Origin of the sequence: Pseudomonas sp. GL-B-26, assembly GCF_019947405.1 — a bacterium.
Taxonomy (GTDB): domain Bacteria; phylum Pseudomonadota; class Gammaproteobacteria; order Pseudomonadales; family Pseudomonadaceae; genus Aquipseudomonas.
The window spans coordinates 70,721-90,580 of sequence record NZ_JAGYGJ010000028.1 but is presented as its reverse complement, the minus strand read 5'-3'; the positions used below and the strand labels follow the sequence as shown (position 1 = coordinate 90,580).

The 19,860-nt window shown below is 59.7% G+C and carries 15 protein-coding genes; 10 read left to right on the top strand and 5 right to left on the bottom strand.

Annotation, left to right across the window (positions count from 1 at the left end):
• Positions 1-188 precede the first annotated feature (188 nt).
• The 3 genes from KGB23_RS18950 to KGB23_RS18940 are packed head-to-tail and all read right to left on the bottom strand — an operon-like array spanning position 189 to position 3,252.
• The gene (locus KGB23_RS18950; protein ID WP_223432151.1) at positions 189-1,175 is read right to left on the bottom strand and encodes an alpha-L-glutamate ligase-like protein; all 987 of its coding nucleotides are present in this window, start codon (positions 1,173-1,175) and stop codon (positions 189-191) included.
• Complete coding sequence (locus KGB23_RS18945; protein ID WP_095128809.1) at positions 1,175-2,710, bottom strand: inactive transglutaminase family protein; 1,536 nt, start codon at positions 2,708-2,710, stop codon at positions 1,175-1,177. Before KGB23_RS18945 ends, KGB23_RS18950 begins: the two co-directional genes overlap by 1 nt.
• Positions 2,711-2,715: 5 nt before the next feature.
• Positions 2,716-3,252, bottom strand: a complete 537-nt coding sequence (locus KGB23_RS18940; protein ID WP_095128808.1) for an ATP-dependent zinc protease — start codon at positions 3,250-3,252, stop codon at positions 2,716-2,718.
• A gap of 302 nt (positions 3,253-3,554) precedes the next feature.
• Between KGB23_RS18940 and KGB23_RS18935 the strand changes: the two genes are divergently transcribed.
• The 6 genes from KGB23_RS18935 to prpD all read left to right on the top strand — a co-directional run bounded on the left by KGB23_RS18935 (position 3,555) and on the right by prpD (position 12,197).
• Positions 3,555-4,274, top strand: coding sequence for a GntR family transcriptional regulator (locus KGB23_RS18935; protein WP_177327884.1), 720 nt, complete (start codon positions 3,555-3,557; stop codon positions 4,272-4,274).
• Positions 4,271-5,161 carry a methylisocitrate lyase gene (prpB, locus tag KGB23_RS18930; RefSeq protein WP_010456549.1) on the top strand — a complete coding sequence of 297 codons (891 nt, stop codon included), beginning with the start codon at positions 4,271-4,273 and terminating at the stop codon, positions 5,159-5,161. The genes KGB23_RS18935 and prpB overlap by 4 nt, the downstream gene beginning before the upstream one ends.
• A gap of 43 nt (positions 5,162-5,204) precedes the next feature.
• Positions 5,205-6,332, top strand: a complete 1,128-nt coding sequence (prpC, locus tag KGB23_RS18925) for a 2-methylcitrate synthase (RefSeq protein WP_046047910.1) — start codon at positions 5,205-5,207, stop codon at positions 6,330-6,332.
• Between the two features lie 219 nt (positions 6,333-6,551).
• The gene (gene acnD, locus KGB23_RS18920; protein WP_223432150.1) at positions 6,552-9,146 is read left to right on the top strand and encodes a Fe/S-dependent 2-methylisocitrate dehydratase AcnD; all 2,595 of its coding nucleotides are present in this window, start codon (positions 6,552-6,554) and stop codon (positions 9,144-9,146) included.
• Between the two features lie 54 nt (positions 9,147-9,200).
• A complete protein-coding gene (gene prpF, locus KGB23_RS18915) occupies positions 9,201-10,403 on the top strand; it encodes a 2-methylaconitate cis-trans isomerase PrpF (protein WP_223432149.1) in 1,203 nt (400 codons plus the stop codon).
• Positions 10,404-10,712: 309 nt separating this feature from the next.
• Positions 10,713-12,197 (top strand): 2-methylcitrate dehydratase, encoded by a 1,485-nt coding sequence (gene prpD / locus KGB23_RS18910; protein WP_223432148.1) that lies wholly within the window; start codon positions 10,713-10,715, stop codon positions 12,195-12,197.
• A 7-nt stretch (positions 12,198-12,204) separates the two neighbouring features.
• On the opposite strand, the gene KGB23_RS18905 is transcribed toward prpD, so the two are convergent.
• On the bottom strand, positions 12,205-13,107 hold the full coding sequence (locus KGB23_RS18905; protein WP_223432154.1) for a DMT family transporter: 903 nt from the start codon (positions 13,105-13,107) through the stop codon (positions 12,205-12,207).
• 137 nt (positions 13,108-13,244) lie between these two features.
• Between KGB23_RS18905 and KGB23_RS18900 the strand changes: the two genes are divergently transcribed.
• A complete protein-coding gene (locus KGB23_RS18900; RefSeq protein WP_223432147.1) occupies positions 13,245-14,654 on the top strand; it encodes a PLP-dependent aminotransferase family protein in 1,410 nt (469 codons plus the stop codon).
• A 141-nt stretch (positions 14,655-14,795) separates the two neighbouring features.
• Here KGB23_RS18900 and KGB23_RS18895 read toward each other — a convergent pair whose 3' ends face one another.
• Complete coding sequence (locus KGB23_RS18895) at positions 14,796-15,614, bottom strand: pyruvate, water dikinase regulatory protein (protein ID WP_223432146.1); 819 nt, start codon at positions 15,612-15,614, stop codon at positions 14,796-14,798.
• Positions 15,615-15,788: 174 nt separating this feature from the next.
• Between KGB23_RS18895 and ppsA the strand changes: the two genes are divergently transcribed.
• The 3 genes from ppsA to rraA all read left to right on the top strand — a co-directional run bounded on the left by ppsA (position 15,789) and on the right by rraA (position 19,858).
• Positions 15,789-18,164: a phosphoenolpyruvate synthase gene (gene ppsA / locus KGB23_RS18890; RefSeq protein WP_150655272.1), complete on the top strand. Its 2,376-nt coding sequence runs from the start codon at positions 15,789-15,791 to the stop codon at positions 18,162-18,164.
• Between the two features lie 91 nt (positions 18,165-18,255).
• On the top strand, positions 18,256-19,245 hold the full coding sequence (locus KGB23_RS18885) for an alpha/beta fold hydrolase (RefSeq protein ID WP_223432145.1): 990 nt from the start codon (positions 18,256-18,258) through the stop codon (positions 19,243-19,245).
• 121 nt (positions 19,246-19,366) lie between these two features.
• On the top strand, positions 19,367-19,858 hold the full coding sequence (gene rraA, locus KGB23_RS18880) for a ribonuclease E activity regulator RraA (protein ID WP_150655274.1): 492 nt from the start codon (positions 19,367-19,369) through the stop codon (positions 19,856-19,858).
• Positions 19,859-19,860 lie beyond the last annotated feature (2 nt).

Below are 19,860 nucleotides of genomic sequence, written 5' to 3'. Positions count from 1 at the left end.
CCCTAACCCTCCCGAAACGTCGGACCGCCCCAGTGGGGAGAGGGGGGAAAGGGAGCAGATTGGGGGCTTTTCAAAACCTGAGTTCGGCTCGGGCTTTCAGGTCGACGCAGCTCCAAGAGCACCTCGGTCAGTCCCCTCTACCTCTGGGCGGTCCGACGTTTCGGGAGGGTTAGGGTGAGAGGTGGATTTCAGCCTTCAACCGCAGGAATATGCCCAAACATTTCCTGAACAAACTCAACCCGTTCCTGCACCGTCTCAACAACCCCGCGAGCCTTCAACTCTTCCAGCCGCGCTTCAACCGCATGGGTGCGCAACGTCAGCCCGCAATCATTGGCAATCTGAATGTTCAACCCAGGCCGGGCGTTGAGCTCAAGAATCAGCGGCCCTTTCTCCTGGTCCAGCACCATGTCGACACCGATATAACCCAGCCCGCACAGCTCATAGCAGCCCGCGGCAAGTTTCATGAAACCGTCCCAGTAGGGCAGTTGCACGCCATCCACTGCGTTGGTGGTGTCGGGGTGTTTGTTGATGATGTTGTTCAGCCAGGTGCCGCGCAACGTCTGTCCAGTCGCGAGGTCAACACCGACGCCGATGGCGCCCTGGTGCAGGTTGGCCTTGCCGCCGGATTGCCGGGTTGGCAGGCGCAGCATGGCCATGACCGGGTAACCCATCAGCACGATGATGCGAATGTCCGGCACGCCTTCATAGCTGATGCTTTTGAAAATCTGGTCCGGGATCACCCGGTATTCGATCAGCGCGCGGTCGCGGTGCCCGCCCAGGGAGTAGAGGCCGGTCAGGATGCTGGAGACATGGTGCTCGAGTTCCTCATGGTCGATGATCTTGCCGGACACTGTGCGATAGCGCCCCTCGAACCGGTCGGCAACCACAATGATGCCGTCACCGCCCGCGCCCTGGGCCGGTTTGATCACGAAGTCGTTGCGCCTGCCGATGATGTCGTCGAGGTTGTCGATTTCTTTCTCGGTGGAGATCACGCCATACAGTTCCGGCACATGAATGCCGGCGGCGATGGCGCGTTCCTTGGTGATGATCTTGTCATCGACAATCGGGTACAGACTGCGCTTGTTGTACTTGAGCACGTAGTCCGCGTTACGCCGATTGATCCCCATGATGCCCCGGGCTTCCAGGGCCTTCCAGGTCTTCCAGAAGCCGAGCATCAGGCGTCAGCCTTCTTCAGGAAGGCTTTGAAACGCACCAGTTCGGTCAGGCGGTAGCCGCGATAGCGCCCCATCGCCAGCATGAAGCCCACCAGGATCAACAGGATCGCCGGGAAGGTGAACACGAAGTAAACCAGCTCCGGAACGCTCATGATCAGGTGCGCCAGCGACGCGGCGAACAGCGTACCGATCGCCACTTTCATGGCGTGGCCGGAGCCGCGCTCTTCCCACGTAATCGACAGGCGTTCGATGGTCATGGTCAGAATCACCATCGGGAACAGCGCAACGGACAGCCCGCGTTCCAGGCCGAGTTTATGGCTGAGCAGGCTGATCGCCGCGATCAGCACCACCACGAAGGTCAGCACCACGGACAGCCTCGGCAACATTTGCAGCTTCAAGTGTTCGAGGTAGGAGCGCAGCGACAGGCCCAACGCCGTGATGATCGTAAACAGCACGATACCGAAGCCGAGCTGGGTTTCCCGGAACGCCAGGGCGATCAGCACCGGAGTAAAGGTGCCGAGGGTCTGAATGCCGATCAGGTTGCGCAGGATCAAAATCACCAGCACACCGATCGGGATCATCACCATGATCATGAACGTCTGCTGGGTTTGCAGCGGCAGGCCGTACAGCGAGTATTCGAGGAAGTTGGCGTCGGTGTTTTCGTCGGTCAACTTGGCCAGGCGAATGGCGTTCATTTCGCTGTTGTTCAGGCTGAAGGTCACGTTGGCTTTCTTGCCGCCATCGACAGTGATCAGGTTTTCGTCGCCGGTCCACCACAGCAGGCGGTCGGTCGGCAGGCCCTGTTCACCGGTTTCCGGGTTGAAGTACAGCCAGTCGGTGCCATTGAAGCTGCGCAACCACAGTTCCGGCATTTGCGGCTGGTCAGCCACCAGACGAATGGTGTGGACCTTTTCCACCGGCACGTGCGCGATGGACAGCACCAATTCGACGATTTTCGCCTTGTGCCCGGGGGACGGATCGCCGCCCAGCAGCAGTTTCACGTTGTCGTCGTTGAGATTGTTGACACGCTTGATGGCTTCGCCGATGAAGGTTTCGACGTCGGCCGAGTGCTGGCGGATCGGTGCGAGCAGGGCTTCGGCGGCGACTTTTTCCGCGCCTTCGACGGCGATGCTGTCGCGGAAGGTCGGGCCTTTGATCTTGGATTTTTCACCGGTGTAGCGCTTGGTCAGCACCAGGCGGTAATAAAGAGTCTGATTGCCCTTGGCCCGACGTGCCGACCAGGTGACTTTGCGGTTGCCGTCGGCACGGTTCACGGCCACGCCGTAGTTATTGGAAATGAAGCTCTCATTGAGGCTGACGTAATCGCGGCTCAGCGGCGGCACGAACATCTGGATCTTGACCGGGTCCTTGGTACTGGCGACGAACTCGACTTTGGCGTCGATGTTCCACAAGTCGTCGGTGGCGTCTTCGGTCACGGGGATGCCGAGCACGAAGATCTGATAGGCCGTGACTGAAATACCCAGCACCACCAGGATGGCGATCAGGAATTTCAGGTGAAGGGTAAGAGAGCGCATTGGAATTACTCTGCGGTATGAGCGTCGGTGGCGCAGGCGGGTTTGCCAGCAGCGTATTTAAGACTGGGGTCGACCAGCGCATCGAAACGTTTCAGCGCTTCGGAGCCGATCAGGAGCGGGTATTGGAAGGCGCTGCGGTCGGTCAAGTTCACTTCGATGCTGCGTAAAGCCGAACCCATGCAGATATTCAGCTCGATCACCGGACGGGCGGTGTACTTCTTGCCTTCTTCCGGGTCGTAGTCGCCGGCCCGGCGCTTGATCTTGCTGACGCGGGCCAGTGGCCGTTCGATCGGGTGCGAGTGCGCAGCGTCGATTGCCAGATAGAAGCGCACCCAGGATTCGCCATTGCGTTTGAAACGTTTGATGTCACGGGCGCTCAGGGAAGCGGTTTTCGCTCCGGTGTCGAGTTTGGCGGCGACTTCCAGGTCGATGCCGTCCAGGGCGGCGTACTCGTTGAGGCCGTAAACAGTCTTTTCCCCCGCCGCGGCGAAACCGGGCAGGCAAAGAAGATAAAGGAAGGTGGGGAAGGGCTTGAGTCTCATAAATCCTGGTGCGCAGCGGTCCGTACTTCTATTCAAGGCCCTGGCATCGCTGCGCAAGCTCCCTCGTATGCCTATCAACTGTTTATGACAAGCAGTGCAGATGTCACAAACAAATGCGGCCGGCATTCTAGCACGGTGGTTTTATGGCGCCAGCGCCGGGAGGCGGCTATAAACAGAGGGGCTGCATCGTTTAGGTGCAGTCGGTTATTAGACGATTGTCGACAATACCTATTTATCCTTTGACTAAAAGGTCTGTATTCGCTAGTTTTTGCGGCATCAGCTTTCAAGGTGTCGACAATATGTTGGATCAACTCGATCCCCCGGTAATAGCCCAAGACGATTCGGAGACACTTTCCGAGAACGTCTTCCGGCGCATTCAGGCGGCCATCGTCAAGGGCGAGATCGCCCCGGGCAGCAAGATCTCCGAGCCGGAACTGGCGCGCACCTATGGCATCAGCCGTGGGCCGCTGCGTGAGGCGATCCACCGTCTGGAAGGCCAGCGCCTGCTGGTTCGCGTGCCGCACGTCGGAGCGCGGGTGGTTTCGTTGAGCCATGCCGAGCTGCTGGAACTCTACGAAATCCGCGAATCCCTCGAAGGCATGGCCTGCCGTCTGGCGGCCGAGCGCATGACCCTCGAAGAAATCGACGAACTGCGCCGGGTCCTCGAAACCCACGAGCGCGATGCGGCGTTTCAGGCCGGTGTCGGCTACTACCAGCAGGAAGGCGATTTCGACTTCCATTACCGAATCATCCAGGGCAGCGGCAACCGCACCCTGACGCAGATGCTCTGCGGCGAGCTCTATCAACTGGTGCGCATGTACCGCATCCAGTTTTCCACCACGCCCAATCGTCCGCGTCAGGCCTTTGCCGAGCACCACCGAATTCTCGACGCCATCGCCGACCGTGACGGTGAGCTGGCCGAGTTGTTGATGCGCCGTCACATCGGCGCCTCCAAACGCAATATCGCTCGTCACTACCAGGACGGCGCAAACCAGACAGCCACTGAACGAGGTGAGTCATGAGTTCCAACAAGAGCACTCCAGGCCAGCGTTTCCGCGATGCGGTCGCCAGCGAACATCCGCTGCAAGTGGTCGGCGCGATCAACGCCAATCACGCGCTGCTGGCCAAGCGCGCCGGTTTCAAGGCTATTTATCTGTCGGGTGGCGGGGTGGCTGCCGGCTCACTCGGCGTGCCGGACCTGGGCATCACCGGCCTGGACGACGTGCTGACCGACGTGCGCCGCATCACTGACGTCTGCGACCTGCCGCTGTTGGTGGATGTGGACACCGGTTTCGGTTCCTCGGCGTTCAACGTGGCACGTACCGTCAAGTCGATGATCAAGTTCGGCGCGGCGGCGATTCACATCGAAGACCAGGTCGGCGCCAAGCGCTGCGGCCACCGTCCTAATAAAGAGATCGTGTCCCTGCAGGAAATGGTCGATCGGATCAAGGCTGCTGTCGATGCGCGCACCGATGACAGCTTCGTGATCATGGCCCGCACCGATGCGCTGGCTGTGGAAGGTCTGGAATCTGCGCTGGATCGCGCTGCGGCGTGCATCGAGGCCGGCGCCGACATGATCTTCCCGGAAGCCATCACCGAACTGGACATGTACAAGCTGTTCGCCAACCGCGTGAAAGCGCCGATCCTGGCCAACATCACCGAATTTGGCGCGACCCCGCTGTACACCACCGAGCAGCTTGCCGCTGCTGATGTGTCGCTGGTGCTGTACCCGCTGTCGGCGTTCCGTGCGATGAACAAAGCCGCGGAAAATGTCTACACCGCCATCCGCCGCGACGGCACGCAACAAAACGTCATCGACACCATGCAGACCCGCATGGAGCTTTACGATCGCATCGACTACCACACCTTCGAGCAGAAGCTCGATGCGTTGTTTGCGGCGAAGAAGTAAGTCGAATAACTCCCTAACAAATTCAAAAAAACTGGAGACAGCAATGGCCGAAGCAAAAGTACTCAGTGGCGCCGGGCTCCGTGGCCAGGTTGCCGGGCAAACCGCACTGTCCACCGTGGGCCAGTCGGGCGCAGGCCTGACCTATCGTGGCTACGACGTTCGCGAACTGGCGGCTGACGCACAATTCGAAGAAGTGGCCTACCTGCTGCTTTACGGTGAACTGCCAACCAAAACACAACTCGCCGCTTACATCAGCAAACTGAGCAAGCTGCGCGACCTGCCGCAAGCGCTGAAAGAAGTGCTGGAACGCATCCCCGCCGACGCCCACCCGATGGACGTGATGCGCACCGGTTGCTCGTTCCTGGGCAACATCGAGCCGGAGAAAGACTTCTCCGAACAACACGACGTGACCGACCGCCTGCTGGCCGCGTTCCCGGCGATCATGTGCTACTGGTATCGCTTCAGTCATGACGGCAAACGCATCAACTGCGTGAGCGACGAACAGTCCATCGGCGGCCACTTCCTGCACCTGCTGCACGACAAGAAGCCGAGCGAGTTGCACGTCAAAGTGATGAACGTTTCGCTGATTCTCTATGCGGAACACGAGTTCAACGCCTCGACCTTCACCGCACGGGTTTGTGCATCGACGCTGTCGGACATGTATTCCTGCGTCACGGCTGCCATTGGCTCGCTGCGCGGTCCGCTGCATGGCGGTGCCAACGAAGCGGCGATGGAAATGATCGAGCGCTTCAGCTCGCCGGAAGAGGCGATCAAAGGCACCCTCGGCATGCTCGAGCGCAAGGACAAGATCATGGGCTTCGGCCACGCGATCTATAAGGACAACGATCCTCGCAACGAGGTGATCAAGGGCTGGTCGAAAAAACTCGCTGACGAAGTGGGCGATACGGTGTTGTTCCCGGTTTCCGAAGCCATCGACAAGACCATGTGGGAGCAGAAAAAACTGTTCCCGAACGCCGACTTCTACCACGCGTCGACGTACCACTTCATGGGCATCCCGACCAAGTTGTTCACACCGATTTTCGTCTGCTCGCGCCTGACCGGCTGGGCGGCGCACGTGTTCGAACAACGTGCCAACAACCGCATCATCCGCCCGAGCGCCGAATACGTCGGCGTCGAACAGCGCAAGTTCGTGCCAATCGAACAACGCTGAATGGTGTGGGCTCCCGCGCTGGTTGCTGAATGAACCGGGACCATTGTGGGAGCGGGCTTGCTCGCGAAGACGGACTGACATTCAACATTGATGTCGACTGATACACCGCTTTCGCGAGCAAGTCGAATCGTCGCACCGCCGCTCCCACATTTGACCGAGTTAACTTCAGGAGCTGTGCCAGGCGCCTCCCTTTGAAACTACCGTGACCGAGTCCTGACGATGAACACTGAATTCCGTAAACCGCTGCCCGGCAGCCATCTGGATTACTTCGACGTCCGCGCGGCTGTCGAGGCCATCCAGCCCGGCGCCTACGACACTCTGCCATACACCTCCCGCGTGCTGGCGGAAAACCTGGTGCGTCGCTGCGACCCGACCACGCTCACCGAATCCCTGAAGCAATTCATCGAGCGCAAACGCGACCTCGACTTCCCATGGTTCCCGGCCCGCGTGGTGTGCCACGACATTCTCGGCCAGACCGCGCTGGTGGACCTCGCCGGCCTGCGTGACGCCATCGCCCTGCAAGGTGGCGACCCGGCGCAAGTGAACCCGGTGGTGCCGACGCAATTGATCGTCGACCACTCCCTGGCCGTCGAGCGCGGTGGTTTTGATCCGGAGGCGTTCGAGAAGAACCGCGCCATCGAAGACCGTCGCAACGAAGACCGTTTCCACTTCATCAACTGGACCAAAAAGGCCTTCAAGAACGTTGATGTGATTCCGCCGGGCAACGGGATCATGCACCAGATCAACCTGGAGAAAATGTCTCCGGTGATCCAGGTGCGCGACGGCGTGGCGTTCCCCGACACTTGCGTCGGCACCGACAGCCACACTCCTCATGTCGATGCACTGGGCGTGATCGCCATCGGTGTCGGCGGTCTGGAAGCGGAAAGCGTGATGCTTGGCCGCGCGTCGTGGATGCGTCTGCCGGAAAGCGTCGGCGTCGAATTGACTGGCAAGCTGCAACCGGGCATCACCGCCACCGACATGGTGCTGGCGTTGACCGAGTTCCTGCGTCAGCAAAAAGTCGTCGGTGCATGGCTGGAGTTCTTCGGCGAAGGTGCCTCCGCGTTGACTCTTGGCGACCGCGCGACCATCTCCAACATGGCCCCGGAATACGGCGCTACCGCAGCGATGTTCTACATCGACCAGCAGACCATCGACTACCTGAAACTCACCGGCCGTGAAGACGAGCAGGTGCAGCTGGTCGAGAGCTACGCCAAGACCACAGGCCTGTGGGCTGACAGCCTGAAAGGCGCGCAATACGAGCGCGGGTTGACCTTTGACCTGTCTTCGGTAGTGCGCAACATGGCTGGCCCGAGCAACCCGCACGCCCGCGTCGCCACTTCCGATCTCGCCGCCCAAGGCATCTCCGGTCAGTGGACCGAAGTGCCCGGCCAGATGCCGGACGGCGCAGTGATCATCGCCGCCATCACCAGTTGCACCAACACCAGCAACCCACGCAACGTCATCGCCGCCGGCCTGCTGGCGCGCAATGCCAACAAGCTCGGGTTGACCCGCAAGCCGTGGGTCAAATCGTCCCTGGCGCCAGGCTCGAAAACCGTGGCGCTGTACCTGGACGAGGCTGGCCTGACCAGCGAGCTGGAACAACTCGGTTTCGGCATCGTCGCCTTCGCTTGCACTACGTGCAACGGAATGTCCGGTGCGCTGGACCCGGTGATCCAGCAAGAGATCATCGACCGCGACCTGTACGCCACTGCCGTACTCTCCGGCAACCGCAACTTCGACGGCCGGATCCACCCGTACGCCAAGAACGCGTTCCTTGCTTCGCCGCCATTGGTGGTGGCTTACGCCATCGCCGGCACCATCCGTTTCGACATCGAAAAAGATGTGCTGGGTGTGGTCGACGGTAAGGAAATCCGCCTGAAAGACATCTGGCCGAGCGACGAAGAAATCGACGCAGTGGTCAAGGCGTCGGTCAAGCCGGAGCAGTTCCGTCAGGTCTACATTCCAATGTTCGCCATCCACGAAGACACCGGTCCGAAAGTGACGCCGCTGTACGACTGGCGCGAGATGAGCACCTACATCCGCCGTCCGCCGTACTGGGAAGGCGCGCTGGCCGGGGCTCGTCCGCTCAAGGGCATGCGCCCGCTGGCGGTGCTGCCGGACAACATCACCACCGATCACCTGTCGCCGTCGAACGCGATCATGCTCGACAGCGCCGCCGGCGAATACCTGGCGAAAATGGGCTTGCCGGAAGAGGACTTCAACTCTTACGCAACTCATAGGGGCGACCATTTGACTGCGCAGCGCGCCACCTTCGCCAACCCGAAACTGTTCAATGAAATGGTTCAGGAAAACGGCAAGGTCACACAGGGTTCGCTGGCTCGCGTCGAGCCGGAAGGCAAAGTGATGCGCATGTGGGAAGCTATCGAAACCTACATGGAACGCAAGCAGCCGCTGATCATCATCGCCGGCGCCGACTACGGTCAGGGTTCGTCCCGCGACTGGGCAGCCAAAGGAGTGCGTCTGGCGGGTGTGGAAGCGATTGCGGCCGAAGGCTTCGAACGCATTCACCGCACCAACCTGGTGGGCATGGGCGTGTTGCCGCTGGAGTTCAAACCGGGCACCGACCGCAAGACATTGGGCATCGATGGCAGCGAAACCTACGACGTGATCGGTGAGCGCACCCCGCGTGCCGAGCTGACGCTGGTGATCAACCGCAAGAACGGCGAACGCGTCGAAGTGCCGGTGACCTGCCGCCTCGACACCGCCGAAGAAGTGTCGATCTACGAGGCTGGCGGCGTGCTGCAACGCTTCGCTCAGGACTTCCTAGAAGAATCGGCGGTTGCCGTTTAACACGATGAGTTCGGGCGGGGCCATGCGGTCCCGCTCGATCCTAAAAGGAACATCATGGCTCACGCACCTCAAATCGCCCCTCAAATTAAAATCGCCGCCACCTACATGCGTGGCGGCACCAGTAAAGGCGTGTTCTTCAGCCTGAAAGACCTGCCCGAAGCGGCACAGGTTCCAGGCCCGGCTCGCGATGCTTTGTTGTTGCGCGTGATCGGCAGCCCCGACCCGTACGACAAGCAAATCGACGGCATGGGCGGCGCGACCTCCAGCACCAGCAAAACCGTGATCCTGTCGAAAAGCATCAAGGCCGATCACGATGTCGATTACCTGTTCGGTCAGGTATCCATCGACAAGCCTTTCGTCGACTGGAGCGGTAACTGCGGCAACCTGTCGGCGGCGGTCGGTTCGTTCGCCATCAGCAATGGTTTGGTGGACGCCAGTCGCATCCCGCACAACGGCGTTGCCGTGGTTCGCGTGTGGCAGGCCAACATCGGCAAGACCATCATCGCTCACGTGCCGATCACCAACGGTGAAGTGCAGGAAACCGGTGATTTCGAACTCGACGGCGTGACCTTTCCGGCCGCTGAAGTGCAGGTCGAATTCATGGACCCGGCGGCGGAAGAAGAGGGCGGCGGCGGTTCGATGTTTCCTACCGGCAACCTGGTCGATGACCTCGAAGTGCCCGGTGTCGGGACCTTCAAGGCGACCATGATCAACGCCGGTATTCCGACAATTTTCGTCAACGCCGAAGACATCGGTTACACCGGCACCGAGCTGCAAGGTGCGATCAACAGCGATCCGAAAGCGTTGCTGATGTTTGAAACCATTCGGGCTTACGGCGCATTGCGCATGGGCCTGATCAAGGATCTGGACGAAGCGGCCAAGCGTCAGCACACGCCTAAGGTTGCATTCGTGGCCAAGCCTGCGGACTACGTTGCTTCGAGTGGCAAAGCGATTGCGGCGGGCGATGTCGATCTGTTGGTGCGGGCGCTGTCCATGGGCAAATTGCACCACGCGATGATGGGCACGGCGGCCGTGGCTATCGGTACCGCGGCGGCGATTTCCGGCACGCTGGTGAACCTCGCAGCGGGTGGTATTCAGCGCAATGCTGTGCGTTTCGGGCACCCATCCGGCACGTTGCGCGTGGGTGCTGAGGCGAGCCAGGTGAACGGCGAGTGGACTGTGAACAAAGCCATCATGAGCCGCAGTGCGCGGGTGTTGATGGAAGGTTACGTCCGCGTGCCGGGTGATTCGTTCTGATCTGAAATCCACCCCCTCACCCTAACCCTCCCGAAACGTCGGACCGCCCCAGGGGGTAGAGGGGACTGACCGAGTTGTTCTTAGCGCTACATCGACCTGAAAGATCTGAGTCGAACTTAAATTTTGAAAAGCTTGAAGATCGGCTCCCTTTCCCCCTCTCCCCCGTGGGGAGAGGGCTGGGGTGAGGGGGAGATCTACCTGAATAAATACAAATCAAGCAGGCACCCCAGACCTGCAAAAATCAAAACCAAACCTGCCCCTGAGGAAGAACACCACCACTCAACAATCCTGAACTGGAGTGAATCGAACATGAGCACCAACGTCGACCAGAACAACCGCCCCGACTACGACACGGTCCTGCAGGACATTGCCGACTACGCCCTCAACTTCAAGATCCAATCCGCCGAAGCCCTCGACACCGCCCGCAACTGCCTGATGGACACGTTGGGCTGTGGCCTTTTGGCCCTGCGTTTCCCCGAGTGCACTAAACACCTTGGCCCGATTGTCGAAGGCACCGTCGTCCCGTTCGGCGCGCGCGTCCCCGGCACCCGTCATCGCCTCGACCCGGTCAAAGCGGCGTGGGATATCGGATGCATCGTTCGCTGGCTCGACTACAACGACACCTGGCTCGCGGCCGAGTGGGGCCATCCGTCCGATAACCTCGGCGGCATTCTCGCGGTGGCCGATCACTTGTCGCAAAAACGCCTCGCCAATGGCGATGCACCGCTGACCGTTCGCGTGGTGCTCGAAGCCATGATCATGGCCCACGAAATCCAGGGCGTGATTGCGCTGGAAAACTCCTTCAATCGCGTAGGCCTGGATCACGTCATCCTGGTGAAAGTCGCCTCGACCGCTGTGACCGCCAAGCTGATGGGCGCCAATCGCGAGCAGTTGTTGTCCGCGTTGTCCCATGCGTTCGCCGACGGTCAGGCGCTGCGCACTTACCGTCATGCGCCGAATGCCGGATCGCGTAAATCCTGGGCCGCCGGCGATGCGTCCAGCCGTGGCGTGCGTCTGGCGGAGATCGCAATGTGTGGCGAGATGGGCATCCCCGGCGTACTGACCGCCAAACAATGGGGTTTCTACGACGTGCTGTTCAGCCACACCAACAACGACCTGGCGCTCAAGCCTGAAGACAAACGCACGTTCAGCTTCTCCCGGCCGTACGGCAGCTACGTGATGGAGAACGTGCTGTTCAAAATCAGCTTCCCCGCCGAATTCCACGCGCAAACGGCCTGCGAAGCGGCAGTGACGTTGCATCCGCAAGTCAGAAATCGCCTGCACGAAATCGACAAAATCGTCATCACCACCCACGAGTCGGCGATCCGCATCATCTCCAAGGTCGGCCCGCTGGCCAACGCTGCGGACCGTGACCATTGCATTCAGTACATGACCGCCGTGCCGCTGGCGTTCGGCAATCTGGTGGCCGAGCAGTACGAAGACGACTTCCACGCGGCGCATCCGATCATCGACGTGCTGCGCGAAAAAATGGTCATCGTCGAAGACCCGCGCTACACCCGCGAATACCTGGAGGCCGACAAGCGCTCCATCGCCAATGCGATACAGGTGTTCTTCAAGGACGGCTCCAGCACCGAGAACGTATTGGTGGAGTACCCGATCGGCCATCGCCGTCGCCGCACCGACGGCATTCCGCTGCTGGAAGACAAGTTCAAGGCCAACCTGGCGACCCGCTTCAACGCCCAGCGCAGCGCCGAGATCTTTGCGTTGTGCAAGGATCAGGCTGCGCTTGAGGCGACACCGGTGAATCGGTTCGTGGATTTGTTTGTGATCTGACCGTCGCCTAGGGGTTTGCTTTTTTGCCGATGAGCCACTTTTCCACAGGCAATTTGGTGATCGCAAACCCCGTCAGCAAAATCGCCGAGTACATCATCAGTTCCCGGGACAAGGTTTGCCCCTCGTACCAGGCACCGATGATCACCGCGAACACCGGAAAAATGATGAACACAAACGACAGAATGATCGGGCTCAGCCGCTTGAGTAGCAGGAAGTAAACAATAAACCCGCCCACCGACGCCACCAGCCCCAGATAGAGCAGGGCGCTCCACGAACGCACGGTGATGGCATCGAACACCGGGGCTTCGACACTCAATCCGGCGACAAACAGCATCAACCCGGCGATGCCGATTGGCAGCGTGTTGTAGGTGATGACGCTGATCGCCGTGCCGTGTTTTTTCGTCACCACGTAACACAGCGCGTGCATCAACGCCGCACAGAGGATCGCCAACACCCCGAACAATTCGGCATGGTCCAGATGCAGCCCTTGGCTGCGGATGATCATGAACAGGCTGCCGAAACCGATGGTGATGCCGAGCACTTGCGAGGGGTAGATTCTCTCCCGTAGGAACAGCGCGGAAAACAGCAGGATGAACACCGGCATGCAGCTGAACAGCAGCGCCGTCAGGCCGGACGAAACGTGCATCTCGCCGTAGTTGAGCAAGTAATACGGCAGGCTGAAATACGTCAGCGTGACGAAGACAAAGAACCAGCGGCTTTCCCTGGGAAACAGCAGCGGTTCACGACGGATCAGGGCGAAGCCGAGAAATAACGGAAAAGCGATGAGGAATCGCAGGCCAGCGGCGGTCAGCGGGGGCACGCTTTCGACAGCAATCTTGATCCCGAGCCACGTGGTGCCCCAGCTCAGGCACACGATCAGGAACAGCACACTGGTGACCATGGCGGCCAGCCAGGGTTTTGCAGTACGTGAAGGTGCGCTGATGGCAATGGAGATGATCGAACTCCTTTTATCGTCGGAATTGACCTCCCTCTGCAAAAGGTCTATCCCTGATTGAACCTGTTTCAAGCACGCTATTCGGGGTTGCAATGACTGTCAAAACAAGTATTGCCATGGTGTCAATCCTGCGCGACGGCCTCGCCAATGGTTTGGGCGTGAAGTACAAACGCCTTGCCGACGGGATCGAAAAAGGCATCGCTGAAGGGCTGATCGAGCCCGGCTGCAAATTGCCGCCTCATCGGCTGCTGGCGGATAGCCTCGGCGTGACCATCGGCACCATCAGCCGCGCTTACGGTGAACTCGAGCGTGTGGGTTTGGTGGTCGCTCGCGTAGGAGACGGCACGTATGTGCGTCAGCGCGGGATGGAACGACCGCGGGACGGTGGCTTTCGCAATGTCAGTGATGAACCGCGGGCGTTTTTTGACATGAGCCGCAATCAACCGATTCCGGGGCAGGAAGCGCTTTTTTTGAGTCAGAGCCTGCAAGCGTTGTCCCTTGATCCTGAGGCCTTGCAACACCTCGGGGGATACAGCGCCGAGGCTGGATTGCCACGCTATCGTGCGGCGGGCGCGCACTGGCTCAGGCATAAAGAGTTTGTCCCGAACGCCGAGCAGGTCGTTTGCGTGAACGGCGGCCAGCACGGTCTGTTGTGTGCCTTGATGGGGTTGCTCAAGGCAGGCGATACGTTGGTGACGGAACACCTGACCTACCCGGGGTTGATCAGCGTCGTACGCCAGCTAGGGATAAAACTCATCGGTGTCGGGATGGATGATGAAGGGCTGATGCCCGATGCGCTGGAGGAGGTTTGCCGCAACCATCGTGTGTCGGCGCTGTATTGCACACCGACGATCCAGAATCCTACGGCTGCCGTGATGTCCGTCGCACGGCGGGAAGCGATTGCAGAGGTCTGTCGACAGCACAATCTGTTGATCTTTGAAGACGAAGCCCATGCGGTATTGGCTCAACAGCGACCGTTACCCTTGAGCCATTTCGCCCAGGAGCGCTCGGTGCTGATCGGCAGCCTGAGCAAGGCGGTTTCGGCGGGTTTGCGAGTCGGTTACCTGCATGCGCCGCAACCGTTGATCGGACGCTTGAGCGCAGCAGTGCGCGGGACGTGCTGGATGGCCAGCCCGTTGTCGCTGGAGGTGGCGACCCTGTGGATAGAAAACGGCATTGCCGAGCAGTTGCTGGGCCAGCAGATTGCCGAGATCGGTCGGCGCAAGGCGTTGGTGAGTGGTGTGCTGGAGGGCTTGACGTACAAAACCCATTCCCATAGCCCGCACTTCTGGATCGAAGTGCCCGAGCCGTGGCGGGCCTCGCAGATTGCTGAGGAACTCAAGGTGAATAATTATCTGATAGCCACCGCCGAGATGTTTGCGGTCGGACATGGAGCTGTGCCGCAGTTCATCAGGGCGAGTGTGTGTAATTCGGCGGGGGATGATCGGTTGTTATTGGAAGGGTTTGAAGCGTTGGTGGGGGCATTAACTGAAACCGTGTAATCGTTCTTCGCGAGCAAGTCGAATCGTCGCACCGCCGCTCCCACATTAGACCGAGTCGCGGCAAAGGTACGCGGTCTAATGTGGGAGCGGGCTTGCTCCGGGCGGCGATCCGACGAAGGCGGCCGGGCAGGCGCTAAAGAACTACTTGAACCGCCGCTCCACGCCTTTCTCCACCAGAATCTTCGCCGAAATCTCTTCCACCGAAAAATGCGTGGAATTGATGTGCGGAATGCTCTCGCGGCGGAACAGATTCTCCACCTCGCGCACTTCGAATTCGCACTGTGCGTAGCTCGAATAGCGGCTGTTGGGCTTGCGCTCGTTGCGGATCGCGGTGAGGCGGTCCGGGTCGATGGTCAGGCCGAACAGCTTGTGCTGGTGGGCACGCAGGGTGGCTGGCAATTGCAGGCGTTCCATGTCGTCTTCGGTCAGCGGATAGTTGGCCGCGCGGATGCCGAATTGCATGGCCATGTACAGACACGTCGGCGTCTTACCACAACGCGACACGCCCACTAGGATCAGGTCCGCCTTGTCGTAATAATGCGTGCGCGCACCGTCGTCGTTGTCGAGGGCGAAGTTGACCGCCTCGATGCGTTCCATGTAATTGGAGTTGCTGCCAATCGAGTGGGATTTGCCGACGGTGTAGGAAGAATGCTCGGTCAATTCCTGTTCAAGAGGCGCCAGGAAGGTCGAGAAAATGTCGATCATGAAACCATTGGACGTTGCGAGGATCTCACGGATGTCCTGATTGACAATGGTGTCGAAGATGATCGGCCGAAAACCATCGTTTTCGGCGGCTTTGTTGATTTGTTGTACCATGACCCGCGCTTTTTCCGCGTTGTCGATGTACGGCTTCGTGAATTTGCTGAAGGTAATGTTTTCGAACTGCGCCAGGAGGCTTTGACCCAGGGTTTCGGCTGTGATGCCGGTACCATCGGAGATAAAGAAAGCAGATCGTTTCATTTGCACCTTGGGCCTTAAGCTAGTGACGAATCTTGGATATGATAGGCGCGATTTGCTGGCCGCCAGTGGCCCGCATTCTCACTTATTTTCCAGGTCCAGGCCATACAGCTGGCAAACGCTCCATAGAGCAGCCGGCTTCTGAGCTTTTCCAACACAGTTAGTGGAGAGATCACCTTGGTAGAGTACGTAGTTTCCCTCGATAAGCTCGGCGTCCATGATGTAGAGCACGTAGGGGGCAAGAACGCATCCCTGGGCGAGATGATCAGTAACCTTGCAGGTGCCGGTGTATCGGTGCCCGGTGGCTTCGCCACGACAGCTCAGGCTTATCGTGATTTTCTCGAGCTGAGCGGCCTGAACGATCAGATCCACGCCGCCCTCGACGCCCTGGACGTCGACGATGTCAACGCCCTGGCCAAGACCGGCGCCCAGATCCGTCAATGGATCATGGAAGCGGAATTCCCTGAGAAGCTCAACGCCGAGATCCGCACCGCGTTCGCCACGCTGTCGGCCGGCAACCCTGACATGGCCGTGGCCGTGCGCTCTTCCGCTACCGCCGAAGACCTGCCGGACGCTTCCTTCGCCGGTCAGCAGGAAACCTTCCTGAACATCCGTGGTGTCGAAAACGTTATTCGCGCCGCCAAAGAGGTGTTCGCTTCGCTGTTCAACGACCGCGCGATTTCCTACCGCGTCCACCAGGGCTTCGACCACAAGCTGGTAGCCCTGTCGGCCGGCGTGCAGCGCATGGTCCGCTCTGAAACCGGCACTGCCGGCGTGATGTTCACCCTCGATACCGAATCGGGCTTCCGTGACGTGGTGTTCATCACCGGCGCCTACGGCCTGGGTGAAACCGTCGTGCAAGGCGCGGTGAACCCGGATGAGTTCTACGTCCACAAAGGCACGCTGGAAGCCGGCCGTCCGGCCATCCTGCGTCGCAACCTGGGCAGCAAAGCCATCAAGATGATCTACGGCGAAGTGGCCACGGCCGGTAAGTCGGTCAAGACCATCGACGTCGACAAGGCTGATCGCGCACGTTTCTGCCTGAGCGATGCCGAAGTCAGCGAACTGGCCAAGCAAGCGATGATCATCGAGAAGCACTACAAGTGCCCGATGGACATCGAATGGGCCAAAGACGGCGACGACGGCAAGCTCTACATCGTTCAGGCCCGTCCTGAAACCGTGAAGAGCCGCACCCAGGCCAACGTCATGGAACGTTACCTGCTGAAAGAAACCGGCACCGTGCTGGTTGAAGGCCGCGCCATCGGCCAGCGCATCGGCGCCGGCAAAGTCCGCATCATCAAGGACGTGTCCGAGATGGACAAAGTCCAGCCAGGCGACGTTCTGGTCTCCGACATGACCGACCCGGACTGGGAACCGGTCATGAAGCGCGCCAGCGCCATCGTCACCAACCGTGGCGGCCGTACCTGCCACGCGGCGATCATCGCTCGCGAGCTGGGCATCCCGGCTGTGGTCGGTTGCGGCAACGCCACCCAGTTGTTGAAGGACGGCCAGGGCGTGACCGTTTCCTGCGCTGAAGGCGACACCGGTTACATCTTCGAAGGCGAACTGGGCTTCGACATCAAGAAAAACTCCGTGGATGCCATGCCTGATCTGCCGTTCAAGATCATGATGAACGTCGGCAACCCGGACCGCGCCTTCGACTTCGCACAGCTGCCGAATGCCGGTGTGGGCCTGGCCCGTCTGGAATTCATCATCAACCGCATGATCGGTGTTCACCCGAAAGCGCTGTTGAACTACGACGGTCTGCCGCAGGACATCAAGGACAGCGTCGACAAGCGCATCGCCGGTTACGACGATCCGGTTGGCTTCTATGTCGACAAGCTGGTTGAAGGCATCAGCACCCTGGCCGCTGCGTTCACCCCGAAAAAGGTCATCGTGCGTCTGTCGGACTTCAAGTCCAACGAATACGCCAACCTGATCGGCGGCAAGCTCTACGAGCCGGAAGAAGAAAACCCGATGCTGGGCTTCCGCGGTGCTTCGCGTTACATCAGCGAATCGTTCCGTGACTGCTTCGAGCTCGAGTGCCGCGCCCTCAAGCGCGTGCGCAACGAGATGGGCCTGACCAACGTCGAAATCATGGTGCCGTTCGTCCGTACATTGGGCGAAGCTAGCCAAGTGATCGATCTGTTGGCCGAAAATGGCCTGGCCCGCGGCGAGAATGGTCTGCGCATCATCATGATGTGCGAACTGCCGTCCAACGCGATCCTCGCGGAAGAATTCCTCGAGTTCTTCGACGGCTTCTCCATCGGTTCCAACGACCTGACCCAGCTGACCCTGGGCCTGGACCGTGACTCCGGGATCATCGCGCACCTGTTCGACGAGCGTAATCCGGCGGTCAAGAAGCTGCTGGCCAACGCGATTCAGGCCTGCAACAAGGCTGGCAAGTACATCGGCATTTGCGGTCAGGGTCCTTCGGACCACCCTGATCTGGCCAAGTGGCTGATGGAGCAGGGCATCGAAAGCGTTTCGTTGAACCCCGATTCCGTACTGGAAACCTGGTTCTTCCTGGCTGAAGGTCAAGCTTCGGCTTGATGTGAATGAAGCCTCGGTCAAGTGGCCGAGGCTTTAAGAATCAAGTAGGGCGGGCTCCTCTGGAAGCCGCCCTTTTTTGTGCAAGAGCATTATGCAAAGCAGCAGCAACCTATTTCCTGTCGCCCTGATCAGCGCCGAGCGGCGCGGCGATCTGAGCGAAGACGTCTATCGTCTGAAACCCGGCAACAGCCCTGACGGCACCGTCGAACTGGCTGTGACGCGCCTGGGCATGGCGGATGGCTCAGACGCGCGTGGCGTTCCGGTTATTTTGCTTCACGGCAGCTTTTCCAATCGCCGGTTCTGGTTTTCCCCAAAGGGGCTTGGACTGGGCGCCTATCTGACGCGTCTGGGATTCGATGTATGGATTCCCGAAATGCGTGGCCACGGCCTGTCCCAGCGCAACCAGAACTACCGCAAGAACCGCGTTGCCGACTACGCCCGTTACGATTTGCCGGCCATTGGCGCGTTCGTGAGCGAGCAGAGCGGCCAGATCCCGCACTGGATCGGTCACTCGCTGGGCGGGATTACGCTGGCAGCGGCATTGGGTGGTGAGTACATCGGCGAGCCGTTGGTGGCTTCCGCGGCGTTTTTCGGTACTCAAATCAGTCGCACCTACTGGCCGTTGAAAATTCCGCCGGTGGAGTGGAGCGGGCGCTTCATTCTCAAACGTTTTGCCCAGTTGTCCGGTTCACGGCTCAAGCGCGGCCCGGAGGACGAGCCCATTGGCCTGGCCCTGGAAAGCATGCGCTGGCATGGCCTGTTTGGTCGCTTTGGCGACGCCGACAAGGATTGGTGGGCCGGATTGGCCGACGTTCAGTTACCGGTATTGGCCGTGAGTGCCGCCGGTGACCATCAGGACCCGACCTGGGCTTGTCGCAAGCTGTTCGATCAGGTGGGTTCCGAGCATAAGCAATTTATCAACCTGGGTCGCGAGCAGGGCTTTGGCGATAATTTCGGTCATGTGGAGATGCTCGTCAGCAAAGCCGCCCAGACTGAAGTCTGGCCGCTGGTGGCGCGCTGGTTGGCAGATCAGCAAACGCCATTGCCGGGTGGAAAACCGGATCTGGCTGCGGCGGTCTGAGCCTGATGCTCTAACAAGGGCATTTCGCTCCGTTCGGCTTGCGGCTAAGATATGACGCATTGAGCTGTTCTGGTCACGTTTCGACACCCTCGATTGTCTTCCTCTTTACAGGAGTTTCTCGATGAATCATTACCTCACGCCTGACCTGTGCGACGCCTATCCGGAGCTGGTGCAGGTGCTGGAACCGATGTTCAGCAATTTCGGTGGCCGTGATTCCTTCGGCGGCGAAATCGTGACCATCAAATGCTTCGAAGACAACTCGCTGGTCAAGGAACAAGCCGAGCTCAAGGGCAATGGCAAGGTGTTAGTGGTCGACGGTGGCGGTTCCCTGCGACGTGCACTGCTGGGCGACTTGATCGCCGAGAAAGCCGCGAAAAACGGTTGGGAAGGGCTGGTGATCTACGGTTGCATCCGCGACGTCGACGTCATTGCGCAAACCGACCTGGGTGTTCAGGCCCTGGCCAGCCACCCGATGAAAACCGACAAACGCGGTATCGGCGATCTCAACGTAGCCGTGACCTTTGCTGGCGTGACGTTCCATCCAGGCCATTACATCTACGCGGACAATAACGGCGTGATCATCTCGCCAAGCCCGCTGAAGATGCCTGAATAAAG